Origin of the sequence: Paenibacillus sp. FSL M8-0142 (assembly GCF_038597315.1) — a bacterium.
Lineage (GTDB): Bacteria > Bacillota > Bacilli > Paenibacillales > Paenibacillaceae > Paenibacillus_AQ > Paenibacillus_AQ lactis.
The window spans coordinates 728,237-752,830 of the sequence record NZ_CP152008.1; the positions used below are offsets into that span (position 1 = coordinate 728,237).

A 24,594-nucleotide genomic window follows, 5' to 3' on the forward strand; every position below is an offset into this window, starting at 1 on the left:
TAGAAAGGAGGTCCTTGAATCATGGCAGCAAGAATGAAAGAACGTTTTTTGAATGAAGTAACTCCTGCTCTGATGCAGAAGTTTAGCTATAAAACAGTAATGCAGGTACCAAAAATCGAGAAGGTTGTCATCAACATGGGTGTAGGTGACGCTGTAGCAAACTCGAAGGTGCTTGATTCCGCTGTAAACGACATGCAGCTGATTGCTGGTCAAAAACCGGTTATCACCCGTGCTAAGAAATCCATCGCGGGCTTCAAACTGCGTGAGAACATGCCGATCGGTGTGAAGGTGACATTGCGCGGTGAGCGTATGTACTACTTCCTCGACAAGCTGTTCAACGTTACACTCCCACGTGTACGTGACTTCCAGGGCGTGTCCACCAAAGCATTTGACGGACGCGGCAACTATACGCTCGGTCTGAAAGAGCAGCTCATTTTCCCTGAAATTGAGTATGACAAAGTGGATAAGGTTCGCGGTATGGATATCGTTATCGTAACGACAGCTAAAACCGATGAAGAGTCCCGTGAATTGCTTGCTCAACTGGGCATGCCATTTGCAAAATAAGACGGTTGTCCTTTTCTCCGAAACTATTTAGGAGGTGTCAGGCTAAGTGGCAAAAACTTCGATGAAAGTTAAACAACAACGCACACCAAAGTTCAAAGTTCGGGCATACACCCGTTGTGAGCGTTGCGGTCGTCCACATTCGGTACTGCAGAAGTTTAAAATTTGCAGAATTTGTTTCCGTGAATTAGCTTATAAAGGCCAGATTCCTGGCGTGAAAAAAGCAAGCTGGTAAGAAGTTTATAACCGGGAAGGAGGTTTATCCTACATGACTATGTCCGATCCAATTGCAGATATGCTTACTCGTATTCGTAACGCGAACACTGTTCGTCACGAAACCGTAGAAATGCCTGCTTCGACGATTAAGAAACAAATCGCTGACATCTTGAAGCGTGAAGGCTTCATCCGTGATGCGGAGTTTGTTGAAGACAATAAACAAGGGATCATTCGTGTATTCCTGAAATATGGCTCCAACAACGAGCGCGTAATCACAGGTCTGAAAAGAATCAGCAAGCCAGGTCTCCGCGTATATACAAAGAGCAACGAAGTACCTCGTGTACTTGGTGGTTTGGGTATCGCGATCATCTCCACATCTAAGGGAGTTATGACCGACAAAGAAGCTCGTCAAGCCAAAGCCGGCGGAGAAGTTCTCTGCTACGTATGGTAATCAACGTCACAAGATAGGAGGTGCAATGAATGTCCCGTATTGGTCGTAAACCAATCGCTATCCCTAGCGGTGTCGAGGTTAAACTCGATAACAATGTAATTACGGTAAAAGGACCGAAAGGTACTTTGACTCGCGAGCTGCATAAAGACATGCAGATCTCTGTAGAAAACAACGAAATCAATGTTGTTCGTCCATCCGACAACAAACTGCATCGTTCTCTTCACGGCACGACCCGCAGCGTTGTCTCGAATATGGTCAACGGCGTAACTGAAGGATTCTCGAAAAACCTTGAGCTCGTCGGCGTCGGATACCGTGCAAGCAAATCCGGTGATAAAATCGTACTGAACGTGGGTTACTCCCACCCAGTTGAAATCACGCCGGAAGCAGGCATCGAGTTCGAAGTGGCTTCCAACACAAAAATTACGGTACGCGGTATCGATAAAGAGCGCGTAGGTGCATACGCTGCTAAGATTCGTTCCGTACGCGAGCCTGAGCCATACAAAGGCAAAGGGATTAAATACGAAGGTGAACGCATTATCCGTAAGGAAGGTAAGGCTGGTAAGAAGAAATAAGGTAGCTTAAGCGTTTGGCGATGGCCAAAGCCGATAGCTAACCTGTTCTTCCTTACTTACCCGATGCGTCTAAAAGTGAAGCTGTTAAGGCAAAACTGAAGGGAGTGAAAGGGAAGCATGATCACGAAACAAGACAAGAACAAAGCTCGCTTGAAGAGACACCTGCGTGTCCGCAAGAAAATTCAAGGAACTGCTGAGCGTCCTCGTCTGAATGTGTTCCGTTCTTCGAAACACATCTACGCTCAACTGATCGACGATGTTGCCGGCGTAACTTTGGCATCGGCTTCTACGCTTGATAAAGAATTGAGCAGCGACATCCAAAACGGCGGTAACGTAGAATCCGCTCGTAAGGTTGGCGAACTCGTTGCAAAACGTGCTGCGGAGAAAGGATACAAGTCTGTTGTATTCGACCGCGGAGGATACTTGTACCATGGACGTATTCAAGCTCTTGCAGAAGCAGCTCGCGAAGCAGGCCTTGAATTCTAAGATAACTTCAAAAGGAGGTAAACGACTTGCGTGTAGATCCTAACACTTTAGAACTGACTGAAAGAGTTGTAAATATTAACCGCGTTGCTAAGGTTGTTAAAGGCGGACGCCGTTTCAGCTTTAGTGCACTGGTAGTTGTCGGTGATGGCAAAGGTTGGGTAGGAGCAGGTATCGGTAAAGCAGGCGAAGTACCGGATGCAATCCGCAAAGGTATCGAAGATGCTAAGAAAAACCTGATCCACGTTCCACTCGTTGGAACTACCATTCCTCACCTTGTGCAAGGTCACTTCGGAGCAGGCAAAGTATTGTTGAAGCCGGCATCCGAAGGTACTGGGGTTATCGCCGGCGGTCCGGTTCGTGCCGTGCTCGAGCTGGCTGGCGTAGGCGACATTTTGACAAAATCTCTAGGTTCTTCGAACTCCATGAACATGGTCAATGCGACTTTGGAGGGCTTGTCCCGCCTGAAGCGTGCTGAAGATGTTGCCAAGCTTCGCGGCAAATCCGTCGAAGAGCTGTTGGGTTAAGGAGGGAATCTCATGGCTAAACTTGAAATCACCCTCGTACGCAGCGTGATTGGACGTCCAGAGGATCAGCGTGCAACCGTGAAGACACTCGGACTTCGTAAAATCAACCATTCCGTGGTTCAAAACGACAATCCTGCGATTCGCGGAATGATCAAGAAAGTAAATCACCTGGTTTCTGTTAAAGAAATCGAAGGTTAATCCCGGGATAGGGATCCCGGACATATTAAGGAGGTGCAACGAACGATGAAGTTACATGAGCTGAGCCCAGCACCTGGTTCCCGCAAAGAGCGCAAGCGCGTTGGCCGCGGTACGAGCAGCGGTACGGGTAAAACATCAGGTCGCGGTCACAAAGGACAAAACGCTCGTTCCGGCGGTGGTGTGCGTCCAGGCTTTGAAGGCGGACAGAACCCGTTGTATCGTCGTCTTCCAAAGCGTGGTTTCGTAAACCCGACCCGCAAAGAGTACGCGATTGTGAACATCGAAGAGCTTAACAGCTTTGCAGCAGGTACTGAAGTGACTCCAGAAGTTTTGGTTGAGAGCGGTATTGTTAACAATACGAAGAGCGGAATCAAAATTCTTGGCAACGGTGAAGTTACCGTTTCTTTGACTGTAAAAGCTAATAAGTTTTCTCAATCTGCGGTAGAGAAGATCGAGGCTGCCGGCGGTAAAACCGAGGTGATCTAATGGTTAAGACCCTGAAAAATATATGGCGTGTCGAGGACCTAAGGAAACGGATATTGTTCACACTGTTCGTTCTGATCATTTTCCGTCTCGGATCGTTTGTACCGGTACCCGGTGTCAATAAAGAAGTCTTTACGCAGACGAATCAAGCAGGGAACGAATTGTTTGGTCTCCTTAACACGTTCTCGGGGGGCGCACTGTCGCAGTTTTCGATCTTTGCCCTCTCGATATTTCCATATATTACGTCGTCCATTATCGTTCAGCTGTTATCGATGGACGTCATTCCGAAGTTTACGGAATGGAACAAACAAGGGGAACACGGTAAGAAGCAGTTGGCTCAGATTACCCGTTATGGTACGGTAATATTGGGTCTCATTCAGGCCTTCGGGATGTCGATCGGTTTCAACCGTTTATATGGCGCCGAAATGGTTCCTGGAGCAACGTTCGTGGATTATCTCGTCATTGCAATCGTGCTTACCGCGGGTACCGCATTCCTGATGTGGCTCGGTGAGCAGATTACCGAACGGGGAATCGGCAACGGAATTTCGATTATTATCTTTGCAGGTATTGCTGCTGGAATCCCGATGCATATCCGGACTCTGGTCGAATCGAACTTCATTCAGGATAACCAAATCTTCCTGAATACGCTGAAGGGTGTCATCATCCTTCTGATTCTGATTCTGATCATTACGGGTGTTGTATTCATCCAGCAAGGGATCCGCAAGATTCCTGTACAATACGCGAAGCGTGTTGTAGGCAATAAAATGTACGGTGGACAGAACACGCACATTCCATTAAAGATTAACGCTGCAGGGGTTATCCCGGTAATCTTCGCGATGTCGCTGCTCCAGTTCCCGGTCATCCTGGCCAGCTTCTGGGCGCATATGGATTGGGCAAAATGGGTTACCAAGAATCTGGCGTATGACAGCCCGCTTGGAATGGTCCTCTATGTTCTCATGATCATTGGTTTCACTTTCTTCTACACATTCGTGCAGATGAACCCGAACCAAATGGCGGATAACATGAAGAAGAACGGCGGTTACGTGCCAGGCATCCGTCCTGGTAAGGCAACCGAGAAGTATCTGACACGGGTGATGACCCGTCTGACCATGACAGGAGCTCTGTTCCTGGCCGTGATCTCTGTGCTTCCAGTGTTCTTCGGGGCGCTTGCAGGACTTCCGCGTACGGTTCAGATCGGCGGAACCTCCTTGCTCATCGTTGTCGGTGTTGCACTGGATACGATGAAGCAAATCGAGAGCCAGCTGATCAAACGTCATTACAAAGGTTTTATCAATAAATAGGCGATAGGTTCCGGCGAGTAGGCTTTACTGCTTCCCGGCGCCTATTGTGTTGTTCTTGCTACTGGCAAGAGGAGGGAGTGACTTAAGTGAACATTTTATTCATGGGTCCTCCTGGGGCAGGAAAAGGAACGCAAGCAGAGCATATCGTGAATGAATTCGGTATCCCTCATATCTCGACCGGCGATGCATTTCGCCTCGCGATCAAGCAGGGCACTCCGGTTGGAGTGAAAGCGAAGGAGTACATCGATCAAGGCCTGCTGGTGCCTGATGATGTAACGATTGGTATCGTGGAAGAGCGATTGCAGCAGTCCGATTGCGAAAAAGGTTTCTTATTGGACGGTTTTCCAAGAACCCTTTCGCAAGCGGAAGCGCTGGATGACATTCTCTCCCGCATGAACACCAGTCTTGATCATGTCATCAACCTGAAAGTGGATCGGGATAAGCTTCTGGCACGCCTTACAGGCCGCCGGATTTGCAAGTCTTGCGGTTCGACTTATCATGTGATCTTTAATCCTCCTAAACAGGAAGGCATTTGTGATAAATGCGGCGGCGAATTGTATCAGCGCTCCGACGATAACGAAGAGAGCGTCGGCATTCGCTTGGACGAATATATCAACAAAACAGCACCACTCCTCACGTTTTATGAGAACAAAGGTCTTTTGCGTCAAATCGATGGTGATCAGGAAATCGACGCGGTTTCCGCACAAATTGCGTCTTTACTGCGAGGTTAACGATAATGATCATTTGTAAATCCGAAGCGGAACTGAGCTTGATGAGAGAAGCAGGAAGAATTGTGGCGGAATGCCACAAGCTCCTTGCCGCTCATGTAGAACCGGGCATTACGACCGGGGAACTGGACCTTATGGCCGACAAGTTCATTCGAAGCCAAGGCGCTGTGCCATCTTTCAAAGGCTACAACGGATTTCCTTCCAGCATTTGCGCATCAGTCAATGAAGAATTGGTGCATGGATTTCCAGGCAAACGCAAATTAATCGAAGGCGATATCGTAACGTTTGATATCGGTGCGCAGTACGAGGGTTACCATGGTGACTCGGCATGGACCTACGGGGTCGGCGAAATCTCCGAAGACGCCCAGCGTCTGCTGGACGTAACGGAAGGCTCGCTCTATGCCGGACTCGCGCTTGTCAAACCGGATGTCCGCTTGTTTACAATCTCTCACGCCATCCAGCGCTATATCGAGGATGCAGGCTTTTCTGTCGTCCGGGAATACGTCGGTCATGGTGTGGGTACAGAACTGCATGAGGATCCGCAAATTCCGAATTACGGCGTACCCGACCGGGGGCCAAGGCTCAAGCCGGGCATGGTGCTTGCGATTGAACCGATGGTTAACGCCGGAAAACGGCATGTTAAGACGCTGGAAGACAACTGGACGGTAGTAACGGTCGATGGCTCCCTGTGCGCTCACTTCGAGCATACGGTAGCGGTGACGCCGGACGGTATGGAAATTTTGACGAAGCTGCCGGAATAGGTGATGAACTTGAACAAGGAAGTCACGATGCAAGTCGGCCAGATTGTTAAAGTGCTGAAGGGCAGAGATGCCGGACAGTATGCCGTTATCGTTTCGATGGAGGATTCCAGGTTCGCATGGATCGCGGATGGGGACAAACGGAAGTTTGACGGAGCGAAGAAGAAGAATGTTCTTCATCTGGAGCCCCAGCCCTTCATTAGCAGTGAAGTTGTAAACAGTTTGCAAGAAAGCGGTCGGGTCACAAACGGAAAGCTGCGGTTTGCCGTAAGCCGGTTTGTATCCGATAAATCCAAGGCTGATCAGAAAGGAGACTAATTGTGGCTAAAGAAGATGTCATTGAAGTCGAAGGAACGGTTATTGAACCGTTGCCGAATGCTACCTTTAGAGTCGAGCTGGAGAATGGTCATCAAATTCTCGCTCATGTTTCCGGAAAGTTGCGGATGCACTTTATCCGTATTCTTACAGGAGACAAAGTGGTTGTTCAACTCTCGCCGTACGATTTGACCAAAGGTCGCATCACGTACCGTAAATAGATTTTCGGTTCCCCTGGGGAATCAAAGAGCTGCGAAGCGGTTTTACAGATGTAAAACTCAGCAGCGGCTACAAACGTCCGTTTAGTTTCGAAGCTGGTTTTACAACGTAAAACTTGGAGGAGGTAATTAGCATGAAGGTAAGACCTTCTGTAAAGCCTATTTGCGAAAAATGCAAAGTCATTCGCCGCAAAGGGAACGTAATGGTTATCTGTGAAAATCCGAAGCACAAACAAAAACAAGGTTAAAGAAGGGGGTGTAGCGTAAAATGGCTCGTATAGCTGGTGTGGATTTGCCACGTGACAAACGCGTTGAGATCGCCTTGACTTACATTTTCGGAATCGGTAAAACGACTTCCCAGAAAGTTCTGAAGGAAACTGGCATCAATCCGGACACTCGTGTTCGTGATTTGACAGAAGATGAAGTCAGCAAATTGCGCGAAACGATCGACAAAATGGTTAAGGTAGAAGGTGACCTGCGTCGTGAAATTTCCTTAAATATTAAACGTCTTACGGAGATTGGCTGCTACCGCGGTATTCGTCACCGTCGCGGCTTGCCTGTTCGTGGACAACGTACCAAAACCAATGCTCGTACACGCAAAGGTCCTCGTCGTACCGTAGCGAACAAGAAGAAATAAGAAAGGGGGATAACAGACAATGGCTAAACCAAAAAAAGTCGTACGTACTAAACGTCGTGACCGCAAAAATATTGAAAGTGGCGTGGCTCATATCCGTTCCACGTTCAACAATACGATCGTAACGATTACGGATCCTCACGGAAACGCGATTTCTTGGGCAAGCTCCGGCGGCCTTGGATTTAAAGGCTCCCGTAAGTCGACCCCGTTCGCTGCGCAAATGGCTGCTGAAACAGCTGCCAAAGCGGCTATGGAGCACGGTATGAAATCGGTGGAAGTAATGGTTAAAGGTCCTGGCGCTGGTCGTGAAGCAGCGATTCGTTCCCTGCAAGCAGCTGGCCTTGAAGTCAACCTGATCAAAGACGTTACACCAATTCCGCATAACGGATGCCGCCCACCAAAACGTCGTCGCGTATAATGAAGTCATCCTGTTAGTGTGGTATAAAACTAGTGCAATCTGCTAAGAATGGTTGTTTAGGCATACTACTACATGGATTACTGGATAAGATGACAGTTTCATATAGGAGCGACGTTTGAAGGAGGGGTACTTGCGTGATTGAAATCGAAAAGCCGAAAATTGAGACCGTTGATGTCAATGAAGAAGGAACCTATGGGAAATTCGTAGTGGAACCGCTGGAGCGCGGTTACGGCACAACGCTGGGGAATTCACTTCGCCGCATTCTGCTGTCCTCGCTCCCGGGCGCTGCGGTTACATCGATTCAAATCGATGGCGTACTGCATGAATTTTCCACGATTCCGGGTGTCATGGAAGACGTGACCGAAATCATTCTGAACCTGAAAGCTTTGTCGCTCAAGATTCATTCCGACGAAGAAAAAGTGTTCGAGATTGATGCGGAGGGTGAAGGGGTTGTTACCGCAGGTGACATTCGCGCGGATAGCGATGTGGAGATTCTGAATCCGGATCTTCATATTGCAACGCTCGGCCCTGGTGCAAGACTTCATATGCGTATTTTTGCTAGTCGCGGTCGTGGCTATGTCCAGGCGGATCGGAACAAACGCGATGACCAGCCTATCGGCGTCATTCCCGTCGATTCGATCTATACTCCGATTAGCCGTGTTAATTACGGCGTGGAAAATACGCGTGTTGGTCAAGTAACCAACTACGACAAATTGACGCTTGAAATCTGGACGGATGGAAGCATTCGGCCGGAGGAGGCTGTAAGCCTCGGCGCCAAAATCTTGACGGAGCATCTGTTCCTCTTCGTGGGTCTGACCGACGAAGCGAAGGACGCAGAGATCATGGTTGAGAAGGAAGAAGACAAGAAAGAAAAAGTGCTTGAAATGACGATCGAGGAGCTGGATCTTTCCGTTCGTTCCTACAACTGCTTGAAGCGTGCCGGCATTAATACGGTACAAGAGCTGACCACGAAAACCGAAGAGGATATGATGAAAGTCCGGAACCTCGGACGCAAATCCTTGGAGGAAGTACAAGAGAAGCTCGAAGAGCTTGGCCTGGGACTTCGTACGGAGGATTAAGCTTTCAATCGGCTTAGCTTAGCAAAGGAGGGAATAACAGATGGCATACCAAAAGTTGGGCCGCGATTCCAGTGCGCGTAAAGCGTTGTTCCGTGACCTGGTAACCGACCTTTTCTTATATGAGCGCATTCAAACGACAGAAGCGAAAGCGAAAGAAGTTCGTTCGATCGCTGAGAAGCTGATCACGCGGGCAAAGAAGGGTGATCTTCATGCTCGTCGTCAAGTAGCTGCATTCGTACGTCGTGAAACGGTGGATGGCGAACAGGACGCAATTCAAAAGCTGTTCTCCGAAATCGCACCTCGTTACGCAGAGCGTCCAGGCGGATACACTCGTATCCTGAAGCTGGGTCCTCGTCGTGGTGACGCAGCTCCAATGGTTTACTTGGAACTGGTGGATCGCGCGTAAGATTGTTTTCATGAAGTGACTGTAGTTATGTATGCCCGGCTCTACACATGTTTATTCGCACTGCGAATACGGGGTAGAGCCAGCAGGGGACGTGGTACGAGATCTAGTCGAGCATTCGATGGTTCGACTCGTCTCGACTGCCCCATGGGCAATGATAACGGGGACCTTCTAGTCATGCGGCTGACTCGAAGGGTTTTAGCCAAGCATGATGAAAAGGAGCTCCTTTGGGGCTCTTTTTTTGATCATCAAGAACGTCTACACCGCTCTGAAGGGGAATGGATCCGATCGGATGCCGGTACCTTAGCGTAATGGGGATCGTGTAGTAGACGGCAAGCATTACAGGAGGGCAGCATGCGGAATCTTCTGATGAAAGTCAGTTACGACGGTACCGATTATAACGGCTTTCAAACCCAGCCGGGTGGCCACACAATTCAGGATTATTTGGAGGAGGCTATTCACCGCTTATCCGGTGAGCAGTTGAAAATCACAGCATCGGGACGGACGGATGCCGGCGTGCATGCGCGCGGTCAGGTGTTTAATTTTTACACGGCTTCCCCAATCCCGCTGGAGCGTTGGTGCATGGCCTTAAATACCTGGCTGCCGGAAGATATCGTGGTCACGGAAGCGATGGAGGTGCCGGAGGATTTCCATTCCCGCCGCGCAGCCAAGCGTAAAACGTACCGCTATACGATCAATGCGAACCAGTTCCCTGATATTTTTAACCGCAGATACCAGATCCATCATTACGGGAAGCTGGATATCGAAGCCATGCGGCAGGGACTTTCTCATCTGATCGGGACGCATGATTACACGACGTTTGCATCACGCAAGTCGACGAAGCCGTCCCATGTACGTACGATATTCGACGCCTGGATCGAGACGGATACGTCAATGTGCCGACCGGGCACGAAAGATCAAGGAATCATTCATACGTATTTGACCGGCAACGGCTTCCTTCAGCATATGGTCCGGATTATTATGGGGACGCTGATCGAAGTGGGTGAAGGCAGACGCCACCCGGATGATATGCGGGTGATTCTGGAAGCCAAAAACCGGGCAGCAGCCGGGCCTACCGCCATGAGCAAAGGTCTGATGCTGTGGGAAGTGGAATATGATATCCCCTCGATAGCGGAGACTCCATCCATTCAAACGACCTGAACACGCTGTGCTTCAGTTAGTAGACGGGTGGGAGCCGCTGCAAGCGAGGCTGTCATACAGAGGGGCTAGAACGGTTCTTGACGTGTTTGGCAACTTGTTCGAGTAAAGCGGGAAGCATAACCTGGAAAGCCTAAAAAACACTTGCGTAAGCAGGTTGAATCCTGTATTATATTAGTTGTGTTTTCTTAACGGCTCTCCCACAGCCCCGGTTAAGAAGATGCCACAGAATGACGTAACACGAAGCAACAACATGAACATGCATTACACATGAACGAAGATAAATGATGATAATGAAATGATTTTCGGACGAATACAAGGAGGAACTATACATGCGTACCACCTATATGGCGAAGCCAAATGAAGTTGAGCGCAAATGGTACATCGTTGATGCCGAAGGCAAGACGCTTGGCCGTTTGGCAAGTGAAGTTGCGGCTCTGATCCGCGGCAAACATAAGCCTCAATTTACTCCACATGTTGACACAGGGGATTTCGTAATTGTTATCAATTCCGAGAAAATCCGCCTCACTGGCAAGAAGATGGAGAACAAGAAGTACTATCGTCACTCCCTGCATCCAGGTGGATTGAAAGTAACTGCAGCTCAAGACCTGATTGCAAAATTCCCGGAACGCGTGATCGAAAGCGCAGTTCACGGTATGCTTCCTAAAACTCGCATGGGCGAGAAAATGAAGCTGAGACTGAAAGCATATGCAGGCACAGCACATCCACATGAAGCACAAAAACCAGAAGTTTACGAACTTCGCGGTTAATTAAAAAGGAGGACAGTTTCATGGCTCAAGTACAATACTATGGGACAGGTCGTCGTAAGCACTCGGTAGCACGTGTACGCCTCGTACCGGGTGAAGGACGCATTGTCATCAATAAACGTGATATTAATGAATACTTCGGTTTGGAAACCCTCAAACTGATCGTTAAACAACCTTTGAATCTGACAGAAACAGCTGGTAAGTATGACGTGCTCGTTATCGCTCATGGCGGCGGTATTTCCGGTCAAGCCGGCGCGATCCGTCACGGCATCTCCCGTGCTCTTCTGAAAGCAGATCCGGAACTTCGCGGTTCGCTCAAGAAAGCTGGATTCCTGACTCGCGACCCTCGTATGAAAGAACGTAAGAAATACGGTCTTAAAGCAGCTCGTCGCGCACCTCAGTTCTCCAAGCGTTAATTTACAGCATCCAAGAGTCCTTGGCCAATTATGGTCAAGGGCTTTTTTGCGTTTGGGGATAAGTGCCGTCAATGATGGAAGCCATAAGCCGTTTATACACAGCGGATTCAGCGTATCAAGAGAATCAGGAGGAAATTCCGCATCAAATGAAAGGCCCTTATGCACAATATGTGCACAGCCTGTGAAAAAACGCTGGTGTTGTCTATGACAAATGATATAGCTCCACTTGACTCCATATGTAAATAGCGTTATATTATTTATTGTCGTTTAATTAACAACTTAAATAATTAATATTTAATCATTAATTAGATAAGTAATTGGAAAGGAGGATACGGATGGATCGGAACGAAGAGCTTTTTCAGGTGTCGTCCATGTTCCGTGCCCTGCTCAAGAACATTTCGCAGGATTGGAACAAGACGAGTGCGGGGAAATACAATTTAACCTTTCCGCAATTTCAAGTGTTGTACGTATTGAAGATGCGGGGCCCGCAGAAAGTTTCCGAGCTTGCGGAAGCTCTGTCGCTGACGCCGCCGGCGATTACGGGGCTGACGGACAAATTATTCGCCGAAGGGTATGTTCAGAAGGAGCGCGCAGAGGATGACCGCCGAGTCGTCAATATTACGATTCTGGATGCGGGCTTGGAGATGATACAGAAGGTCAAGCGCGACCAGAAAGAAATGATACAGGGCTTCTTCGACATACTGTCCGAAGATGATATACAGCATTTGAAACGGATTTTCTCATTAATGCTGTCCAATATAGACCAACACAAGGGGTAGGGGTGGAAAAAGAATATGGAGCACTTAACGCTTAAACGCAAAATATCCATCATGATCGCAATCATGGCCGCGATGTTTTTCGCTGCAATCAACCAGACGATTACGAGCACGGCGATGCCGCGCATTATCGCGATCTTGGATGGAATGGATTATTATACGTGGACGATTAACATCTACTTATTAACCTCCACGATTGCGACCATTCTGGTCGGTAAGCTGTCCGACATGTTCGGACGGAAGCCGTTTATACTTATTGGGATATTGTTTTTCATGCTGGGTGCCTTTTTAACGGGTACGTCGACGGATGTGTACCAATTTATCATTTACCGTGGTATTCAGGGTATCGGTGCAGGCATTATCCAGTCTACGGCATTCACGGCGGTCGGCGACTTGTTCGCACCGCGTGAACGGGGCAAATGGATGGGGCTGATGACGGCTGTATTCGGATTTTCGAGCGTGCTCGGGCCGACGCTAGGCGGTTATCTGGTCGACCATATCGAATGGCGCTGGCTGTTCTGGATTTTCCTCCCGCTGGGCATTGTTGCTTTCATCATGATATTGTCGCTGTTTCCGAAGGTGGATCGCAAGAAGGGGCAGTCGATCGACTATTTGGGCTCCTTGTTCCTGACAACATCGATCGTTCCGCTGCTGCTGGCTTTCTCTTGGGCAGGGACCGAATATCCATGGGGATCGTCGCAGATCATCGGATTAATCGCTGCTTCCATCGTATCGGCTATCATCTTTATCCTTATTGAGATGAAAGTGAAGGAGCCGATCCTTCCGCTTAGCCTGTTTAAGAACAGCGTCGTGACCATTTCCAATCTGATCGGATTCATTATGAACTTCGGTTTGATGGGAGCCATGATTTATATTTCCTTCTATGTGCAAGGCGTGCTGGGGATATCGCCTACCTATGCAGGTTATGTTACCATTCCGATGTCCGTCTTCATGATGGGCATGAGCGCCGTCGTCGGCCAGTTGATCGCCAAGAGCGGCAAGTACAAGCGCTATGCGCTGATCGGTGTGCCGATTATGATCGTCGGTATGGGAATCATGGTAGTTATGGATAACCTCTGGCTGACGGTCATCAGTACGATTATCTTCGGCCTCGGCCTTGGGCTCGGTATGCCGGTCTTCTCCTTGGCAACGCAAAACGCAGTTCCTCACAAGGAGCTTGGCGTGGTGACGGCTTCCTCCCAATTGTTCCGTAACCTGGGGGGGACCATCGGGATCGCGGTTATGGGTACGGTCATGTCCAACAGCTTGACCAAAAACCTGAAGGAGGCGCTGCAATCGCCGCAGGCCCCTGATTTCAGCTCGCTTGATCCGCAGATGGCGCAGCAAATGCTGTCTTTTGCGAATCCGCAGACGCTGATGAACAAACCGTTGATTGAGCAGACGCAAGCGAATCTTCCTGCCGATGTACAGCCGCTCTTCATGCAGATGATCGACAGCATCCGCGATGCGCTGGGCAACACGCTGTCCATGGTATTCCTGACAGGAGCCCTCGTGCTTGTCATTGCGCTCTTGCTGGTGTTCTTCTTGAAGGAAGTGCCGCTGCGTACCAGCAACCAAGGACCTGCTCCTCAGCAGGGCGACAAGCCGTCCGCAGACGGCCTTGGAAAAACGAATATCAAAGCTGCCGAGCCATCTTTGGCAGCGGATTAAGCCGTCACTCTTCGAGCATATGGAACCTCCAAATGTTCAATAAAGACCCGATGAAAATCCTTTCTTGCGTATGCAGGGAAGGATTTTTTTGGCTTCGTGCGGATGATGATTTGAGGTTGACATTTATTAGGAATGTTTTATACTGAAGGTAATTCATATTATTTCAGTAGGAATATCGGGTTTAAATCGGGGGAGGCATCCAAAACATGAATTTGCTGGAGAAAGAAGATTTGATCAAGGTGCAGGCGGAAGAGCTTGAGCACAAGTCCGCCGAGGAAGTTATCGAATATGCGATCCGCACGTTTCCGAACATCACCTTTGCGTGCAGCTTCGGTGCGGAAGACGTCGTATTGGTTGATATGATTCAGAAGATCAGCCCGTCCACGGATATTTTTTATTTGGATACCGATTTTCACTTTAAGGAAACGTACGAGACTCGCGATCGGTTAGCCGAGCGGTACGGCTTGGAATTTGTCCGGGTATCTCCGCTTATTACGCCGGAGGAGCAGGCCGCTCAGCATGGCGAGGCTCTATGGAGCGTGAATCCGAACCAATGCTGCAACATTCGTAAGGTTGAGCCGTTAACCCGCATTTTGTCTCAATATGAAGCCTGGATTACCGGGATCCGCAGAGACCAAGCGCCTACCCGGGCGAATGCCAAGAAGATCGAATACGATACGAAATTCGGACTTGTCAAATTTAATCCGATCGCCGGTTGGACCAGTGAAGACGTATGGAACTATATCCGCGCGAATGATGTGATTTATAACCCGCTGCATGATCAGAACTATCCGAGCATCGGATGCGAATATTGCACGAGACAAGTGATGCCTGGCGAAGATCCGCGTGCAGGACGCTGGTCCGGCCATGAGAAAACCGAGTGCGGACTTCATAAATAATCCGATCCACATACCCAATCGATGGGAGTCACAAGAGGAGGAATCATTCATGACAGCAATACTCCCCCATGGCGGAACGCTGGTGCAGCGGGTCGTCCAAGGAGAAGAACGCGAAGCTTTATTGAAGCAGGCAGGCACTTTTCAAGCAATTCGGGTCAATGCCTGGACGATCTCGGATCTGGATCTGATCGGCGTAGGGGCCTTCTCGCCGTTGCAAGGATTTCTGAATGAGCAGGATTATAACGCTGTCGTTTCTTCCATGCGGCTCTCCGACGGAACCGTATGGAGCATTCCGATTACGCTTGCGGTGAATGAGGAGACGGCAGCCAAGCTTGAGGTTGGCCGGAAGGCAGCGCTGGTCGGAGAAGAAGACGGCGTTATTTACGGCGTTATTGATGTGGAGAGCATTTATCAGGTTGATCAGAAGCTGGAGGCTGTTCAAGTATTTAAGACGGACGATCCGGAGCATCCCGGCGTTAAAAAGCTGTTTGAGCGCCCATCCACCTACGTAGGCGGGCCGATCCAGGTGCTGAATCGTCCGCAGCCGGAGCGTTTTCGCGAGTTTTATTTCGACCCATCCGAGACGAGAAAGGCTTTCCGGGACAAAGGATGGAACACCGTTGTCGGTTTCCAGACACGCAACCCGGTTCACCGCGCACATGAGTACATTCAGAAGAGCGCTATGGAAATCGTGGATGCCTTATTCCTGAATCCGCTGGTCGGGGAGACCAAATCGGACGATGTGCCGGCTGATGTGCGGATGAAGAGCTATTTAACCTTGCTGAAGCATTACTATCCGGAGGATCGGACCTTCCTTGGGGTATTTCCTGCCGCCATGCGCTATGCGGGCCCAAGGGAAGCCATCTTTCATGCTATGGTTCGGAAAAACTACGGCTGCACGCATTTCATCGTAGGCCGGGATCATGCCGGCGTAGGCGACTATTACGGCACGTATGAGGCCCAGGAAATCTTCAAGAACTTCACGGCAGAGGAGCTCGGCATTACGCCGCTGTTCTTCGAGCACAGCTTCTTCTGCAAGACTTGCGGCAATATGGCGTCGAGCAAAACCTGCCCGCATCCGAAGGAGGACCACTTGACCTTGTCGGGTACGAAGGTTCGCGGTCTGCTGCGGGACGGCGTTTGCCCGCCGCCTGAATTTACGCGTCCAGAGGTTGCTCAGGTGCTGATTGAGGGTATGAAGGAGCGGGTCTCCGTTTAGTCTGAGGTCATAAATAACCACCTTGTCCCATATGATGGAGTTAGTACAACTCATGGGACGAGGTGGTTTTGTTATGTCCAGGCGGAGTTCGGACAAGGTGACGTTGTGGGTATCGTGGAAGAGAATCAAGCAATCGATAATAGGGGCCGGCCTGCTTGCATTAATTTTGATCGTCGTTACGTATGAGGTTCCATCTGCGAACACCTCCAACACCTGGAGTCTGCCGCTGGCGGGCAAAGTGATCGCGCTCGACGCGGGGCACGGCGGGCCTGACGGCGGGGCTGTCAGCCGCCAAGGGGTGATCGAGAAGGATGTAAACTTAGCCATCACGCTGTATTTACGCGATTATTTGCAGCAGGCCGGAGCGCTGGTGGTGATGACGAGGGAAGGAGATTATGATCTTGCCTCGGAATCGACCAAGGGCTATTCCAAGCGGAAGACCGAGGATCTGAAGCAGCGGGTGCGTAAGATCGAGGACAGCCGGGCAGATCTATTCATCAGCCTGCATCTGAACAGCATTCCTTCCAATCGTTGGAGAGGGGCGCAGACCTTCTTCCCTCCGAACAATGAGGAGAGCAGAAAGCTTGCCGAATTGATCCAGAGCGAAATCCGCCACAACCTCCAGAATACACAGCGGCTGGCGAAGACGGAAGACACCATATATCTGCTTAAGGCTCTACAGATGCCGTCTGCCCTGGTCGAGGTGGGATTCTTGTCCCACCCGGAGGAATCCGACTTGCTCCGGGACGAGAAATACCAACGGAAAGTGGCTGCAGCCGTCTATAACGGTATTTTGCGTTATACCGCTGGAGAGTCCCCGTCCGAGTCGTCACAAGCTGCAGAGTAATGGTATAATAGACATGTTATCGAAGCAATGTCTATTCCATTACATAGAGCAGAGGTGCTTATCATGCTGACTAGAGAACAGGTACAGGAGATACTCCAGCCGCTGACCGATCCCGAAACCGGGAAGAGTCTGATGGAGCTTCAGCGTATTCGGGATATCGTGGTCAAAGAACGGACAGTCCGTCTATCCGTAACCTATAGCAGCGAAGATGTACGCGCTTCCTTAGAGGCGCAAATCCGGGAGCTTCTGGAGGCGATGGGGGCGGAGGATATCCATATCCGGATGCGGCCGCTGGAACAAGGCGGGGGCGAAGCGGCCCGAAATCAGGAGCCGAGCGACCAGGAGAAGCTGACGAAGGGCCATGCCGCAGGTATGGAGAACCATGAGTTATTGAGCGAGGAATCGGGCGTTACTTTCATTGCTGTAGCGAGCGGCAAGGGCGGTGTCGGCAAATCGACGGTGACCGTCAACCTGGCTGCGGCGCTGGCGCGCCAAGGCAAAAAGGTCGGGCTCATTGATGCGGACATTTACGGCTTCAGCGTACCGGATATGATGGGCATCGAAATCGGGCCAACCGTTTCCGATGACGGTGTCATTCATCCCGTAGAACGTTTCGGCGTTAAAGTGATGTCCATGGGCTTCTTCATCCGTGAGAACAGCCCCGTGATTTGGCGCGGTCCGATGCTTGGCAAGATGCTGCGCCAGTTTTTCAGCGATGTGGCTTGGGGGGAGCTGGACTACATGCTTCTTGATCTTCCGCCGGGAACGGGGGATATCGCCCTGGACGTGCATCAGATGATCCCGCAGAGCAAGGAGATCATCGTTACGACTCCGCATGCTACGGCGGCATTTGTCGCCGCAAGAGCGGGGGCAATGGCGATCCAGACCGAGCATGAGATATTGGGCGTTGTAGAGAATATGGCGTACTATGCCTGCTCCCATTGCGGCGAGAAGGATTATGTATTCGGGCGCGGCGGCGGCGGGAAGCTTGCCGAGACGCTCCACACAGAGCTGCTGGCGCAGCTGCCGCTCGGCGGGCCGGATAACCATCCGTCCGAGCCTGATTTCTCTCCTTCGGTGTATAAGCCCGGCACCGAGAGTGCCGCGATATATGATGAGGTTGCGGCCAAGATTGTGGATAAGTGCGAGAGCAACCGTTAATAAGCGATAGCGAAACAAAACAAGCTCCCTGATGGGAGCTTGTTTGCGTATGAAGCGGCTAAATGTGCCGTTGGCGTATGAGCAGTTGGAAGTGCCGTGTGGCATATGAGCCAGTTGGAAGTGCCGTGTGGCATATGAGCCAGTTGGAAGGCCGTGTAGCGTATGAGCAGGCTAATGTGCTCTATGGCGTATGAGCAGCTGATTGTGTTGTGAGCGCATGAGTAGGCTAACGTGCCTCCGAGCTGGACGTGCCGTAATGGCGTATGGGCCGGGGAGATGAGCCGTATGCGTTTGATGGGGCACAAGGCCGTTTTGCGTGAGAACTGCATGGGCCGTTATGCGTATGAACTGGCTGTATAGGCTGTTATTGGGATTTACCCAGTTGCAATCGTACGGTTTTTGGCTTCAAGAGGCAGCCAGTTAGTCAAGAACGATAACCGGTGAAAGAGTGTCTTTAACCGGATATGTCGAGAGGGTACCGGCCAGACGGTTAACTTCCGCTGCCGCCCTCTTCACCTTGACCGCCGCCTTCGCCGCCACCTTCACCCTCGCCGCCGCCTTCACCGCCGCCTTGCTCTTGCTTCTGATCCTCTTGCGGCTTCTTCTTCTCCACTTTAGGCTGAAGCTCGTCCTTCACGACGGATTTCAAAAGCTCCAGCACTTCCATGCGGAAGAGGGGATTTTGCATTGCCTCTTGCATGACGGTCATGGATTGCTTGCGGTAATCCGGCGTGTTGGTCAGTTCCAGGAACGACTTCATCACGTCCGGAGATTTCAGCATGTCCTGAATGGCTTTTTGATAAGTAGGGTCTTTAATCAACTGCATATGCAGCTGTTTGCTTTGGGAATTGATCGCTTTGGCGAAATCGCCGGCAAATTTCGGGTCGGTCATAATTTTTTCGATTTCTTTTTTATATTCATCCGATACAAGCGTGTCTTTAACAGCCATCCGGATCTCCTCGCCGGATTGGGCGGTCATCATCCGCATCCCCATCGACCCGGTGCTTCCGGAAGAACCGGACCCGCCTCCGAGCGCTTCTTCCACCGCTTTTTTTCCTTCGTCGGTCTTCAGGATGTCGACCACCATGGATTTGATCTCTTTATATCCAAGCTGAGGGGAAGCGCTCTGTTCCTGGCCGCAAGCGGTAAGCGTTATGGCAGCAACGAAGACGATAATACATAAACGAAATAACGGCCACTTCATTACCGTTTTCCTCCTTTTTTACGGTTCTGTGAATAGTATGCGATGCTTTTGCGGAAATATGTCGCATTCAGAATGGTTTTTTATTGTGAACGTTGGTAAAATAATGATCTGTGGGGGTGGAGGTTCGTTGAGCTTACGGAAGTGGTCCAAATTATTTTTGAAGACGATGCTCGTAGGGGCAGTAGCGGCCTTAATTGTAGGTCTGGGGCTGCAGCTGTTTAATGGCTTTATCGATTTTAAGGGAGTAGCCGATTTTTTAATATACCCACTGATTTTGTTGGGTTCTGGGGCTTTGGTGAGCGTGTATTCCCAGATGGGCTTTTTTGCCTACCTGACGTTAAATTATATGGGAATAGGCATATTCCGCAAAAAAACCTGGCAGTACATTCAGATCGTGCTAGCCGTTCTTGCGCTGCTTGAGCTGATGTTCTTCCGCACCTTCGTTGGCGGATCGACTAGCTTGGGACAAGATGTGGGCTTAGGGATTGCCATTCTGGTCGTTGCAGTCATTGTCGCTTATTTTAAAGTAAAGAGCACAAACGCCAATGCCTGGATACCGACGCTGTTCTTTATGATGGCGGTTTCTATTGTGGAAATCATCGGCGTCCTGCAGATCGGTGTGAGCAATGCCACCATCTTTATGGTCGTACCTCTTTTGATCTGTAATGCATACCAAATTCTGACGCTGCATAAAGTTACGCAGGATGAAAAAAAGAGCTAAACCTTAGCTCTTTTTTTATTACCGGTAGGAAAGCGGGAGGCAGCATCACAGCCCGCCGGCATCCTCAATATTTTTTTGAATCGAAGCATGGTCGCGTACCTCGGTGCCCTTTGTGCTTCCTTGCTGGAGCAAGTCGGTCACGGTGACGAACTCATACCCTTTATTGCGGAGTTCTTGAATAATCTGCGGCAGCGCTTCGTGCGTTTGCTTGACGGAGTCGCTGGCATGCATGAGCACAATATCGCCAGGATGCGCTTTGGAGACGACCCGGTCGACGATTTTATCCACGCCGATGTTCTTCCAATCTCTCGAGTCCGTATCCCACTGGATGACGGTGTAGTTCAGGCTTTCCGCAATGCTTAAGACCCGTTTATCAAAGTCGCCGTTCGGCATCCGGATTAATTTCGGTTCTTGTCCGGTCATTGAGGTTAAAATATCATGAGCCGACATGATCTGCTTCCGAATCTCCTCATCAGACAGGGAGCTGTAGTTCTCGTGCTTGAAGCCGTGGCTGCCGATTTCATAACCGCTTTCCTTGATGGCATTCACGATGTCCGGATGCGTTTTGCTCCATGGTCCGGAGAGGAAGAAGGTGGCTTTCTGGACTCCGTTGTCTTTTAGCGCCTTCAGAATGGGCTCTGCGCGTTTTTCTCCCCAGCTGATATCAAATGTCAAGGCTATCTGCTTCTTGTCTGTAGACACGCTGTAAATGGCCGACGGGCCGGTTTCAGAGAAAACCGAGATATTGTCGCTCTCCACATAAATGACGCCGATTGCAAATACCGCTGCGGCAAGAACAAAGAAAAACCGCTTGATCTTTCTGCCGTTGAATACATAAAAAGAATTCATAATACGATCTGCCCCTCTCCCTTCAGTGTGCAGTAGCTTGTTTACTTCAACATATGCTCGTACTTGTGAGTTATACCAATAAAGGAGGTACCGAATGTTTCGTTTTAGCAATTTTCTTAGAGATTTAACCACGATCCGGAAGGCGCTCATTCTTTCTGCCGTCTTGTTTGCCGGCGGGATTGCGATCGGGTGGGGATCGGATGAATTTGAGCAGCTGCTTATCAGCCAGCTTCAAGGGCTGGGGGAGATGAGTCAGGAGCTGCGGATGTCGGACAACCCGGAATGGAGCTTCTTTGTGTTTATATTTTTGAACAATAGCATCAAGAGTGTGCTGGTCATGTTGTCAGGCATATTGCTCGGGGTTATCCCATTCATATTCCTTCTCGTTAACGGCATGGTGATTGGGTTTTTGCTGAAAATCGTGCAGGCAAGCGGCGAGAGTCTGTTTGATCTCATTGTGAAGGGATTGCTCCCGCACGGGATCATCGAAATTCCGGTCATTGTGATTGCCTGCGGGTATGGTCTTGCTTTCGGCGGGTTAGTCTTCCGAAGCATGCTTGCATCAGGTGAGAAAAGAAGAGGGATCGGCACGGAGTGGCGCGGCTTCTGGCGCAAGCTGGGGACGGCATCGCTATGGGTCGTCGTGCTTCTGCTGGTCGCCGCCATTATCGAAAGTACAATTACATTGTGGCTGATGTCATAATTTTCAAGGAAATTGTGCATACCTAATAAAGCGGATCGAGCGTTGTTCTTCAAGAGTGTTAAGTGAAGCTTACAGCGCTCGCTGTTTTGAAAAACCAGAAATCGCTTATATTCGGTTTAGAGATCCGGCCATATCGGTTAATCAACCTTACATAGGCAAGAGCTGCTTTAACCCGATGAAAGTGAAATTTCATTGTTCGCTAATATATAAGGAGGTCCTATCATGCTGGGAATGCTATTCAATGAGAAAGAATGCAAAGAGCTTGATTATGTACTGCGAAAAGAACTGGATGAAATGCTGCTGGACTTAAGCGACCAACGATTGGACCAGAATATTAGACAGGCGATCGCGAATCGCTATAAGACGGTATTTCGCATGTATGCCCGCTTTGCTCCTCAGAAAGAACTCTCCAAATATGCGCGTAACGGGAAGTTCCCGCAATTCAAACACTAATTCGCAGAAAAAGTGTTGACGAACTCGCCGAGTGTGTGGTAAATTAATTTTCGCTTCCTTTCCGAAGGTGATGCCGCGGGTCGGCGGCCATCAAACTTCACCAAAAACTTCAAAAAACTTTTTTAAAAAAAGTATTGCAAAGTTGCTAGGAAGTATGATATATTATAAAAGTCGCCGCTGAGATGCGGATGACGAAAAGAAACGATGATTGATCTTTGAAAACTGAACAACGAGTGAGTAAAAACGAACCGCTTCGGCGGGGAGTTACAATAGAGAATTGAACAAATTCTCGTCAGTTTTTCTAATGAGCTTAATCGCTCTTTCAAGACTCACCAGATTTGATTCACTCATCCGAGTGGAACCCAAATCCGGCGAGGTCGATCGTCCTTCGGACGATCTTTATTGGAGAGTTTGATCCTGGCTCAGGACGAACGCTGGCGGCGTGCCTAATACATGCAAGTCGAGCGGACTAATGGTTTCCTTCGGGGAAACCGTTGGTTAGCGGCGGACGGGTGAGTAACACGTAGGCAACCTGCCCTCAAGACTGGGATAACTACCGGAAACGGTAGCTAATACCGGATAATTAAATCTGCCGCATGGCGGAGTTATGAAAGGCGGAGCAATCTGTCACTTGAGGATGGGCCTGCGGCGCATTAGCTAGTTGGTGAGGTAACGGCTCACCAAGGCGACGATGCGTAGCCGACCTGAGAGGGTGAACGGCCACACTGGGACTGAGACACGGCCCAGACTCCTACGGGAGGCAGCAGTAGGGAATCTTCCGCAATGGGCGAAAGCCTGACGGAGCAACGCCGCGTGAGTGATGAAGGTTTTCGGATCGTAAAGCTCTGTTGCCAGGGAAGAACGTCTCATAGAGTAACTGCTATGAGAGTGACGGTACCTGAGAAGAAAGCCCCGGCTAACTACGTGCCAGCAGCCGCGGTAATACGTAGGGGGCAAGCGTTGTCCGGAATTATTGGGCGTAAAGCGCGCGCAGGCGGTTCTTTAAGTCTGGTGTTTAAACCCGAGGCTCAACTTCGGGACGCACTGGAAACTGGGGGACTTGAGTGCAGAAGAGGAGAGTGGAATTCCACGTGTAGCGGTGAAATGCGTAGATATGTGGAGGAACACCAGTGGCGAAGGCGACTCTCTGGGCTGTAACTGACGCTGAGGCGCGAAAGCGTGGGGAGCGAACAGGATTAGATACCCTGGTAGTCCACGCCGTAAACGATGAATGCTAGGTGTTAGGGGTTTCGATACCCTTGGTGCCGAAGTTAACACATTAAGCATTCCGCCTGGGGAGTACGGTCGCAAGACTGAAACTCAAAGGAATTGACGGGGACCCGCACAAGCAGTGGAGTATGTGGTTTAATTCGAAGCAACGCGAAGAACCTTACCAAGTCTTGACATCCCTCTGAATCCTCTAGAGATAGGGGCGGCCTTCGGGACAGAGGAGACAGGTGGTGCATGGTTGTCGTCAGCTCGTGTCGTGAGATGTTGGGTTAAGTCCCGCAACGAGCGCAACCCTTGATCTTAGTTGCCAGCACTTTGGGTGGGCACTCTAAGGTGACTGCCGGTGACAAACCGGAGGAAGGTGGGGATGACGTCAAATCATCATGCCCCTTATGACTTGGGCTACACACGTACTACAATGGCTGGTACAACGGGAAGCGAAGCCGCGAGGTGGAGCCAATCCTAAAAAGCCAGTCTCAGTTCGGATTGCAGGCTGCAACTCGCCTGCATGAAGTCGGAATTGCTAGTAATCGCGGATCAGCATGCCGCGGTGAATACGTTCCCGGGTCTTGTACACACCGCCCGTCACACCACGAGAGTTTACAACACCCGAAGTCGGTGGGGTAACCCTTACGGGAGCCAGCCGCCGAAGGTGGGGTAGATGATTGGGGTGAAGTCGTAACAAGGTAGCCGTATCGGAAGGTGCGGCTGGATCACCTCCTTTCTATGGAGTACCTCGCTTCCGTAGCGAAGCGGTACAAATACGGTCAGCGCAAGCTGCCGGATAAATAGGCTTTACGAAGTAAAGTCAACCAACTCACTCGTTGGTCAGTTTTGAGAGGTCAATCCTTTCATACATACGTTTGGTGATGATGGCGGAAGGGTTCCACGCGTTCCCATACCGAACACGACCGTTAAGCCTTCCAGCGCCGATGGTACTTGGACCGAAGGGTCCCGGGAGAGTAGGACGTTGCCAAGCGTATGATATGGGCCCTTAGCTCAGCTGGTTAGAGCGCACCCCTGATAAGGGTGAGGTCGGTGGTTCGAGTCCACTAGGGCCCACCATAACAACTTTATATACTTCCTAATATGGGGCTATAGCTCAGCTGGGAGAGCGCCTGCCTTGCACGCAGGAGGTCAGGGGTTCGATCCCCCTTGGCTCCACCATATTTATT

32 protein-coding genes, 2 tRNA genes and 2 rRNA genes are annotated in these 24,594 nt (G+C 50.2%); 34 read left to right on the plus strand and 2 right to left on the minus strand.

What is annotated here, in order from left to right; translation table 11 throughout:
• Positions 1 to 21 precede the first annotated feature (21 nt).
• The 27 genes from rplE to NSQ46_RS03235 all read left to right on the plus strand — a co-directional run bounded on the left by rplE (position 22) and on the right by NSQ46_RS03235 (position 18,259).
• A complete protein-coding gene (gene rplE / locus NSQ46_RS03105; protein ID WP_007132558.1) occupies positions 22 to 564 on the plus strand; it encodes a 50S ribosomal protein L5 in 543 nt (180 codons plus the stop codon).
• A 46-nt stretch (positions 565 to 610) separates the two neighbouring features.
• A complete protein-coding gene (locus NSQ46_RS03110) occupies positions 611 to 796 on the plus strand; it encodes a type Z 30S ribosomal protein S14 (RefSeq protein WP_013312154.1) in 186 nt (61 codons plus the stop codon).
• A gap of 33 nt (positions 797 to 829) precedes the next feature.
• On the plus strand, positions 830 to 1,228 hold the full coding sequence (gene rpsH, locus NSQ46_RS03115; protein ID WP_007132557.1) for a 30S ribosomal protein S8: 399 nt from the start codon (positions 830 to 832) through the stop codon (positions 1,226 to 1,228).
• 29 nt (positions 1,229 to 1,257) lie between these two features.
• Positions 1,258 to 1,800, plus strand: a complete 543-nt coding sequence (gene rplF / locus NSQ46_RS03120; protein WP_007132556.1) for a 50S ribosomal protein L6 — start codon at positions 1,258 to 1,260, stop codon at positions 1,798 to 1,800.
• A 117-nt stretch (positions 1,801 to 1,917) separates the two neighbouring features.
• A complete protein-coding gene (gene rplR, locus NSQ46_RS03125) occupies positions 1,918 to 2,286 on the plus strand; it encodes a 50S ribosomal protein L18 (RefSeq protein WP_007132555.1) in 369 nt (122 codons plus the stop codon).
• A 26-nt stretch (positions 2,287 to 2,312) separates the two neighbouring features.
• Positions 2,313 to 2,810: a 30S ribosomal protein S5 gene (rpsE, locus tag NSQ46_RS03130; protein WP_007132554.1), complete on the plus strand. Its 498-nt coding sequence runs from the start codon at positions 2,313 to 2,315 to the stop codon at positions 2,808 to 2,810.
• A 12-nt stretch (positions 2,811 to 2,822) separates the two neighbouring features.
• Positions 2,823 to 3,008, plus strand: a complete 186-nt coding sequence (gene rpmD / locus NSQ46_RS03135; RefSeq protein ID WP_007132553.1) for a 50S ribosomal protein L30 — start codon at positions 2,823 to 2,825, stop codon at positions 3,006 to 3,008.
• 45 nt (positions 3,009 to 3,053) lie between these two features.
• Entirely contained in the window at positions 3,054 to 3,494 is a 441-nt protein-coding gene (gene rplO / locus NSQ46_RS03140) for a 50S ribosomal protein L15 (RefSeq protein ID WP_007132552.1), read from the plus strand.
• Positions 3,494 to 4,792 carry a preprotein translocase subunit SecY gene (secY, locus tag NSQ46_RS03145; RefSeq protein WP_007132551.1) on the plus strand — a complete coding sequence of 433 codons (1,299 nt, stop codon included), beginning with the start codon at positions 3,494 to 3,496 and terminating at the stop codon, positions 4,790 to 4,792. The genes rplO and secY overlap by 1 nt, the downstream gene beginning before the upstream one ends.
• A gap of 86 nt (positions 4,793 to 4,878) precedes the next feature.
• The gene (locus NSQ46_RS03150) at positions 4,879 to 5,523 is read left to right on the plus strand and encodes an adenylate kinase (RefSeq protein ID WP_007132550.1); all 645 of its coding nucleotides are present in this window, start codon (positions 4,879 to 4,881) and stop codon (positions 5,521 to 5,523) included.
• A 5-nt stretch (positions 5,524 to 5,528) separates the two neighbouring features.
• A complete protein-coding gene (gene map, locus NSQ46_RS03155; protein ID WP_007132549.1) occupies positions 5,529 to 6,281 on the plus strand; it encodes a type I methionyl aminopeptidase in 753 nt (250 codons plus the stop codon).
• Positions 6,282 to 6,290: 9 nt separating this feature from the next.
• Positions 6,291 to 6,596: a KOW domain-containing RNA-binding protein gene (locus NSQ46_RS03160; protein WP_028406460.1), complete on the plus strand. Its 306-nt coding sequence runs from the start codon at positions 6,291 to 6,293 to the stop codon at positions 6,594 to 6,596.
• Positions 6,597 to 6,598: 2 nt separating this feature from the next.
• The gene (gene infA / locus NSQ46_RS03165; protein WP_007132547.1) at positions 6,599 to 6,814 is read left to right on the plus strand and encodes a translation initiation factor IF-1; all 216 of its coding nucleotides are present in this window, start codon (positions 6,599 to 6,601) and stop codon (positions 6,812 to 6,814) included.
• 131 nt (positions 6,815 to 6,945) lie between these two features.
• Positions 6,946 to 7,059 carry a 50S ribosomal protein L36 gene (gene rpmJ, locus NSQ46_RS03170; protein ID WP_003333770.1) on the plus strand — a complete coding sequence of 38 codons (114 nt, stop codon included), beginning with the start codon at positions 6,946 to 6,948 and terminating at the stop codon, positions 7,057 to 7,059.
• Positions 7,060 to 7,079: 20 nt separating this feature from the next.
• Positions 7,080 to 7,448, plus strand: coding sequence for a 30S ribosomal protein S13 (gene rpsM / locus NSQ46_RS03175; RefSeq protein WP_007132546.1), 369 nt, complete (start codon positions 7,080 to 7,082; stop codon positions 7,446 to 7,448).
• 19 nt (positions 7,449 to 7,467) lie between these two features.
• Positions 7,468 to 7,863: a 30S ribosomal protein S11 gene (gene rpsK / locus NSQ46_RS03180; protein WP_007132545.1), complete on the plus strand. Its 396-nt coding sequence runs from the start codon at positions 7,468 to 7,470 to the stop codon at positions 7,861 to 7,863.
• 134 nt (positions 7,864 to 7,997) lie between these two features.
• Positions 7,998 to 8,942 carry a DNA-directed RNA polymerase subunit alpha gene (locus NSQ46_RS03185; protein WP_007132544.1) on the plus strand — a complete coding sequence of 315 codons (945 nt, stop codon included), beginning with the start codon at positions 7,998 to 8,000 and terminating at the stop codon, positions 8,940 to 8,942.
• Positions 8,943 to 8,982: 40 nt separating this feature from the next.
• Positions 8,983 to 9,348, plus strand: a complete 366-nt coding sequence (gene rplQ / locus NSQ46_RS03190) for a 50S ribosomal protein L17 (protein ID WP_007132543.1) — start codon at positions 8,983 to 8,985, stop codon at positions 9,346 to 9,348.
• A gap of 351 nt (positions 9,349 to 9,699) precedes the next feature.
• Entirely contained in the window at positions 9,700 to 10,506 is an 807-nt protein-coding gene (truA, locus tag NSQ46_RS03195; RefSeq protein WP_007132542.1) for a tRNA pseudouridine(38-40) synthase TruA, read from the plus strand.
• Between the two features lie 329 nt (positions 10,507 to 10,835).
• Positions 10,836 to 11,273: a 50S ribosomal protein L13 gene (rplM, locus tag NSQ46_RS03200; protein WP_007132541.1), complete on the plus strand. Its 438-nt coding sequence runs from the start codon at positions 10,836 to 10,838 to the stop codon at positions 11,271 to 11,273.
• A 20-nt stretch (positions 11,274 to 11,293) separates the two neighbouring features.
• Positions 11,294 to 11,686, plus strand: coding sequence for a 30S ribosomal protein S9 (rpsI, locus tag NSQ46_RS03205; RefSeq protein WP_007132540.1), 393 nt, complete (start codon positions 11,294 to 11,296; stop codon positions 11,684 to 11,686).
• A 335-nt stretch (positions 11,687 to 12,021) separates the two neighbouring features.
• Complete coding sequence (locus NSQ46_RS03210; RefSeq protein ID WP_007132539.1) at positions 12,022 to 12,465, plus strand: MarR family transcriptional regulator; 444 nt, start codon at positions 12,022 to 12,024, stop codon at positions 12,463 to 12,465.
• 15 nt (positions 12,466 to 12,480) lie between these two features.
• On the plus strand, positions 12,481 to 14,133 hold the full coding sequence (locus NSQ46_RS03215; RefSeq protein ID WP_007132538.1) for an MDR family MFS transporter: 1,653 nt from the start codon (positions 12,481 to 12,483) through the stop codon (positions 14,131 to 14,133).
• 206 nt (positions 14,134 to 14,339) lie between these two features.
• A complete protein-coding gene (locus tag NSQ46_RS03220) occupies positions 14,340 to 15,032 on the plus strand; it encodes a phosphoadenylyl-sulfate reductase (RefSeq protein ID WP_007132537.1) in 693 nt (230 codons plus the stop codon).
• 49 nt (positions 15,033 to 15,081) lie between these two features.
• Complete coding sequence (sat, locus tag NSQ46_RS03225) at positions 15,082 to 16,251, plus strand: sulfate adenylyltransferase (protein ID WP_007132536.1); 1,170 nt, start codon at positions 15,082 to 15,084, stop codon at positions 16,249 to 16,251.
• Positions 16,252 to 16,324: 73 nt separating this feature from the next.
• On the plus strand, positions 16,325 to 17,098 hold the full coding sequence (cwlD, locus tag NSQ46_RS03230) for an N-acetylmuramoyl-L-alanine amidase CwlD (RefSeq protein ID WP_007132535.1): 774 nt from the start codon (positions 16,325 to 16,327) through the stop codon (positions 17,096 to 17,098).
• Positions 17,099 to 17,161: 63 nt separating this feature from the next.
• Positions 17,162 to 18,259, plus strand: coding sequence for a P-loop NTPase (locus NSQ46_RS03235; RefSeq protein WP_007132534.1), 1,098 nt, complete (start codon positions 17,162 to 17,164; stop codon positions 18,257 to 18,259).
• A gap of 490 nt (positions 18,260 to 18,749) precedes the next feature.
• On the opposite strand, the gene gerD is transcribed toward NSQ46_RS03235, so the two are convergent.
• On the minus strand, positions 18,750 to 19,463 hold the full coding sequence (gerD, locus tag NSQ46_RS03240) for a spore germination lipoprotein GerD (RefSeq protein WP_007132533.1): 714 nt from the start codon (positions 19,461 to 19,463) through the stop codon (positions 18,750 to 18,752).
• Between the two features lie 127 nt (positions 19,464 to 19,590).
• Here gerD and NSQ46_RS03245 point away from each other — a divergent pair, with 127 nt between their 5' ends.
• Entirely contained in the window at positions 19,591 to 20,184 is a 594-nt protein-coding gene (locus tag NSQ46_RS03245) for a KinB-signaling pathway activation protein (protein WP_007132532.1), read from the plus strand.
• A gap of 45 nt (positions 20,185 to 20,229) precedes the next feature.
• Here NSQ46_RS03245 and pdaB read toward each other — a convergent pair whose 3' ends face one another.
• Positions 20,230 to 21,033 (minus strand): polysaccharide deacetylase family sporulation protein PdaB, encoded by an 804-nt coding sequence (gene pdaB, locus NSQ46_RS03250; RefSeq protein ID WP_007132531.1) that lies wholly within the window; start codon positions 21,031 to 21,033, stop codon positions 20,230 to 20,232.
• 94 nt (positions 21,034 to 21,127) lie between these two features.
• Between pdaB and NSQ46_RS03255 the strand changes: the two genes are divergently transcribed.
• The 6 genes from NSQ46_RS03255 to NSQ46_RS03280 all read left to right on the plus strand — a co-directional run bounded on the left by NSQ46_RS03255 (position 21,128) and on the right by NSQ46_RS03280 (position 24,586).
• The gene (locus NSQ46_RS03255; protein ID WP_007132530.1) at positions 21,128 to 21,736 is read left to right on the plus strand and encodes a stage II sporulation protein M; all 609 of its coding nucleotides are present in this window, start codon (positions 21,128 to 21,130) and stop codon (positions 21,734 to 21,736) included.
• A gap of 222 nt (positions 21,737 to 21,958) precedes the next feature.
• The gene (locus NSQ46_RS03260) at positions 21,959 to 22,189 is read left to right on the plus strand and encodes a hypothetical protein (RefSeq protein ID WP_007132529.1); all 231 of its coding nucleotides are present in this window, start codon (positions 21,959 to 21,961) and stop codon (positions 22,187 to 22,189) included.
• Between the two features lie 399 nt (positions 22,190 to 22,588).
• Positions 22,589 to 24,143 (plus strand): 16S ribosomal RNA (locus NSQ46_RS03265).
• Between the two features lie 138 nt (positions 24,144 to 24,281).
• Positions 24,282 to 24,398: ribosomal RNA gene (gene rrf / locus NSQ46_RS03270) — 5S ribosomal RNA — on the plus strand.
• Between the two features lie 9 nt (positions 24,399 to 24,407).
• Positions 24,408 to 24,484, plus strand: a tRNA-Ile gene (locus tag NSQ46_RS03275).
• Positions 24,485 to 24,510: 26 nt separating this feature from the next.
• Positions 24,511 to 24,586: transfer RNA gene (locus tag NSQ46_RS03280), tRNA-Ala, on the plus strand.
• Positions 24,587 to 24,594: the final 8 nt, after the last annotated feature.

What these genes read in the sequence shown, in the direction of transcription:
- rplE (WP_007132558.1), top strand. Translation starts at nt 22, where the DNA reads ATGGCAGCAAGAATGAAAGAACGTTTTTTGAATGAAGTAACTCCTGCT.
- rpsH (WP_007132557.1), top strand. Translation starts at nt 830, where the DNA reads ATGACTATGTCCGATCCAATTGCAGATATGCTTACTCGTATTCGTAAC.
- rplF (WP_007132556.1), top strand. Translation starts at nt 1,258, where the DNA reads ATGTCCCGTATTGGTCGTAAACCAATCGCTATCCCTAGCGGTGTCGAG.
- rplR (WP_007132555.1), top strand. Translation starts at nt 1,918, where the DNA reads ATGATCACGAAACAAGACAAGAACAAAGCTCGCTTGAAGAGACACCTG.
- rpmD (WP_007132553.1), top strand. Translation starts at nt 2,823, where the DNA reads ATGGCTAAACTTGAAATCACCCTCGTACGCAGCGTGATTGGACGTCCA.
- rplO (WP_007132552.1), top strand. Translation starts at nt 3,054, where the DNA reads ATGAAGTTACATGAGCTGAGCCCAGCACCTGGTTCCCGCAAAGAGCGC.
- secY (WP_007132551.1), top strand. Translation starts at nt 3,494, where the DNA reads ATGGTTAAGACCCTGAAAAATATATGGCGTGTCGAGGACCTAAGGAAA.
- map (WP_007132549.1), top strand. Translation starts at nt 5,529, where the DNA reads ATGATCATTTGTAAATCCGAAGCGGAACTGAGCTTGATGAGAGAAGCA.
- rpmJ (WP_003333770.1), top strand. Translation starts at nt 6,946, where the DNA reads ATGAAGGTAAGACCTTCTGTAAAGCCTATTTGCGAAAAATGCAAAGTC.
- rpsM (WP_007132546.1), top strand. Translation starts at nt 7,080, where the DNA reads ATGGCTCGTATAGCTGGTGTGGATTTGCCACGTGACAAACGCGTTGAG.
- rpsK (WP_007132545.1), top strand. Translation starts at nt 7,468, where the DNA reads ATGGCTAAACCAAAAAAAGTCGTACGTACTAAACGTCGTGACCGCAAA.
- rplQ (WP_007132543.1), top strand. Translation starts at nt 8,983, where the DNA reads ATGGCATACCAAAAGTTGGGCCGCGATTCCAGTGCGCGTAAAGCGTTG.
- truA (WP_007132542.1), top strand. Translation starts at nt 9,700, where the DNA reads ATGCGGAATCTTCTGATGAAAGTCAGTTACGACGGTACCGATTATAAC.
- rplM (WP_007132541.1), top strand. Translation starts at nt 10,836, where the DNA reads ATGCGTACCACCTATATGGCGAAGCCAAATGAAGTTGAGCGCAAATGG.
- rpsI (WP_007132540.1), top strand. Translation starts at nt 11,294, where the DNA reads ATGGCTCAAGTACAATACTATGGGACAGGTCGTCGTAAGCACTCGGTA.
- NSQ46_RS03210 (WP_007132539.1), top strand. Translation starts at nt 12,022, where the DNA reads ATGGATCGGAACGAAGAGCTTTTTCAGGTGTCGTCCATGTTCCGTGCC.
- NSQ46_RS03215 (WP_007132538.1), top strand. Translation starts at nt 12,481, where the DNA reads ATGGAGCACTTAACGCTTAAACGCAAAATATCCATCATGATCGCAATC.
- NSQ46_RS03220 (WP_007132537.1), top strand. Translation starts at nt 14,340, where the DNA reads ATGAATTTGCTGGAGAAAGAAGATTTGATCAAGGTGCAGGCGGAAGAG.
- sat (WP_007132536.1), top strand. Translation starts at nt 15,082, where the DNA reads ATGACAGCAATACTCCCCCATGGCGGAACGCTGGTGCAGCGGGTCGTC.
- cwlD (WP_007132535.1), top strand. Translation starts at nt 16,325, where the DNA reads ATGTCCAGGCGGAGTTCGGACAAGGTGACGTTGTGGGTATCGTGGAAG.
- NSQ46_RS03235 (WP_007132534.1), top strand. Translation starts at nt 17,162, where the DNA reads ATGCTGACTAGAGAACAGGTACAGGAGATACTCCAGCCGCTGACCGAT.
- gerD (WP_007132533.1), bottom strand. Translation starts at nt 19,463, where the DNA reads ATGAAGTGGCCGTTATTTCGTTTATGTATTATCGTCTTCGTTGCTGCC.
- pdaB (WP_007132531.1), bottom strand. Translation starts at nt 21,033, where the DNA reads ATGAATTCTTTTTATGTATTCAACGGCAGAAAGATCAAGCGGTTTTTC.
- NSQ46_RS03255 (WP_007132530.1), top strand. Translation starts at nt 21,128, where the DNA reads ATGTTTCGTTTTAGCAATTTTCTTAGAGATTTAACCACGATCCGGAAG.
- NSQ46_RS03260 (WP_007132529.1), top strand. Translation starts at nt 21,959, where the DNA reads ATGCTGGGAATGCTATTCAATGAGAAAGAATGCAAAGAGCTTGATTAT.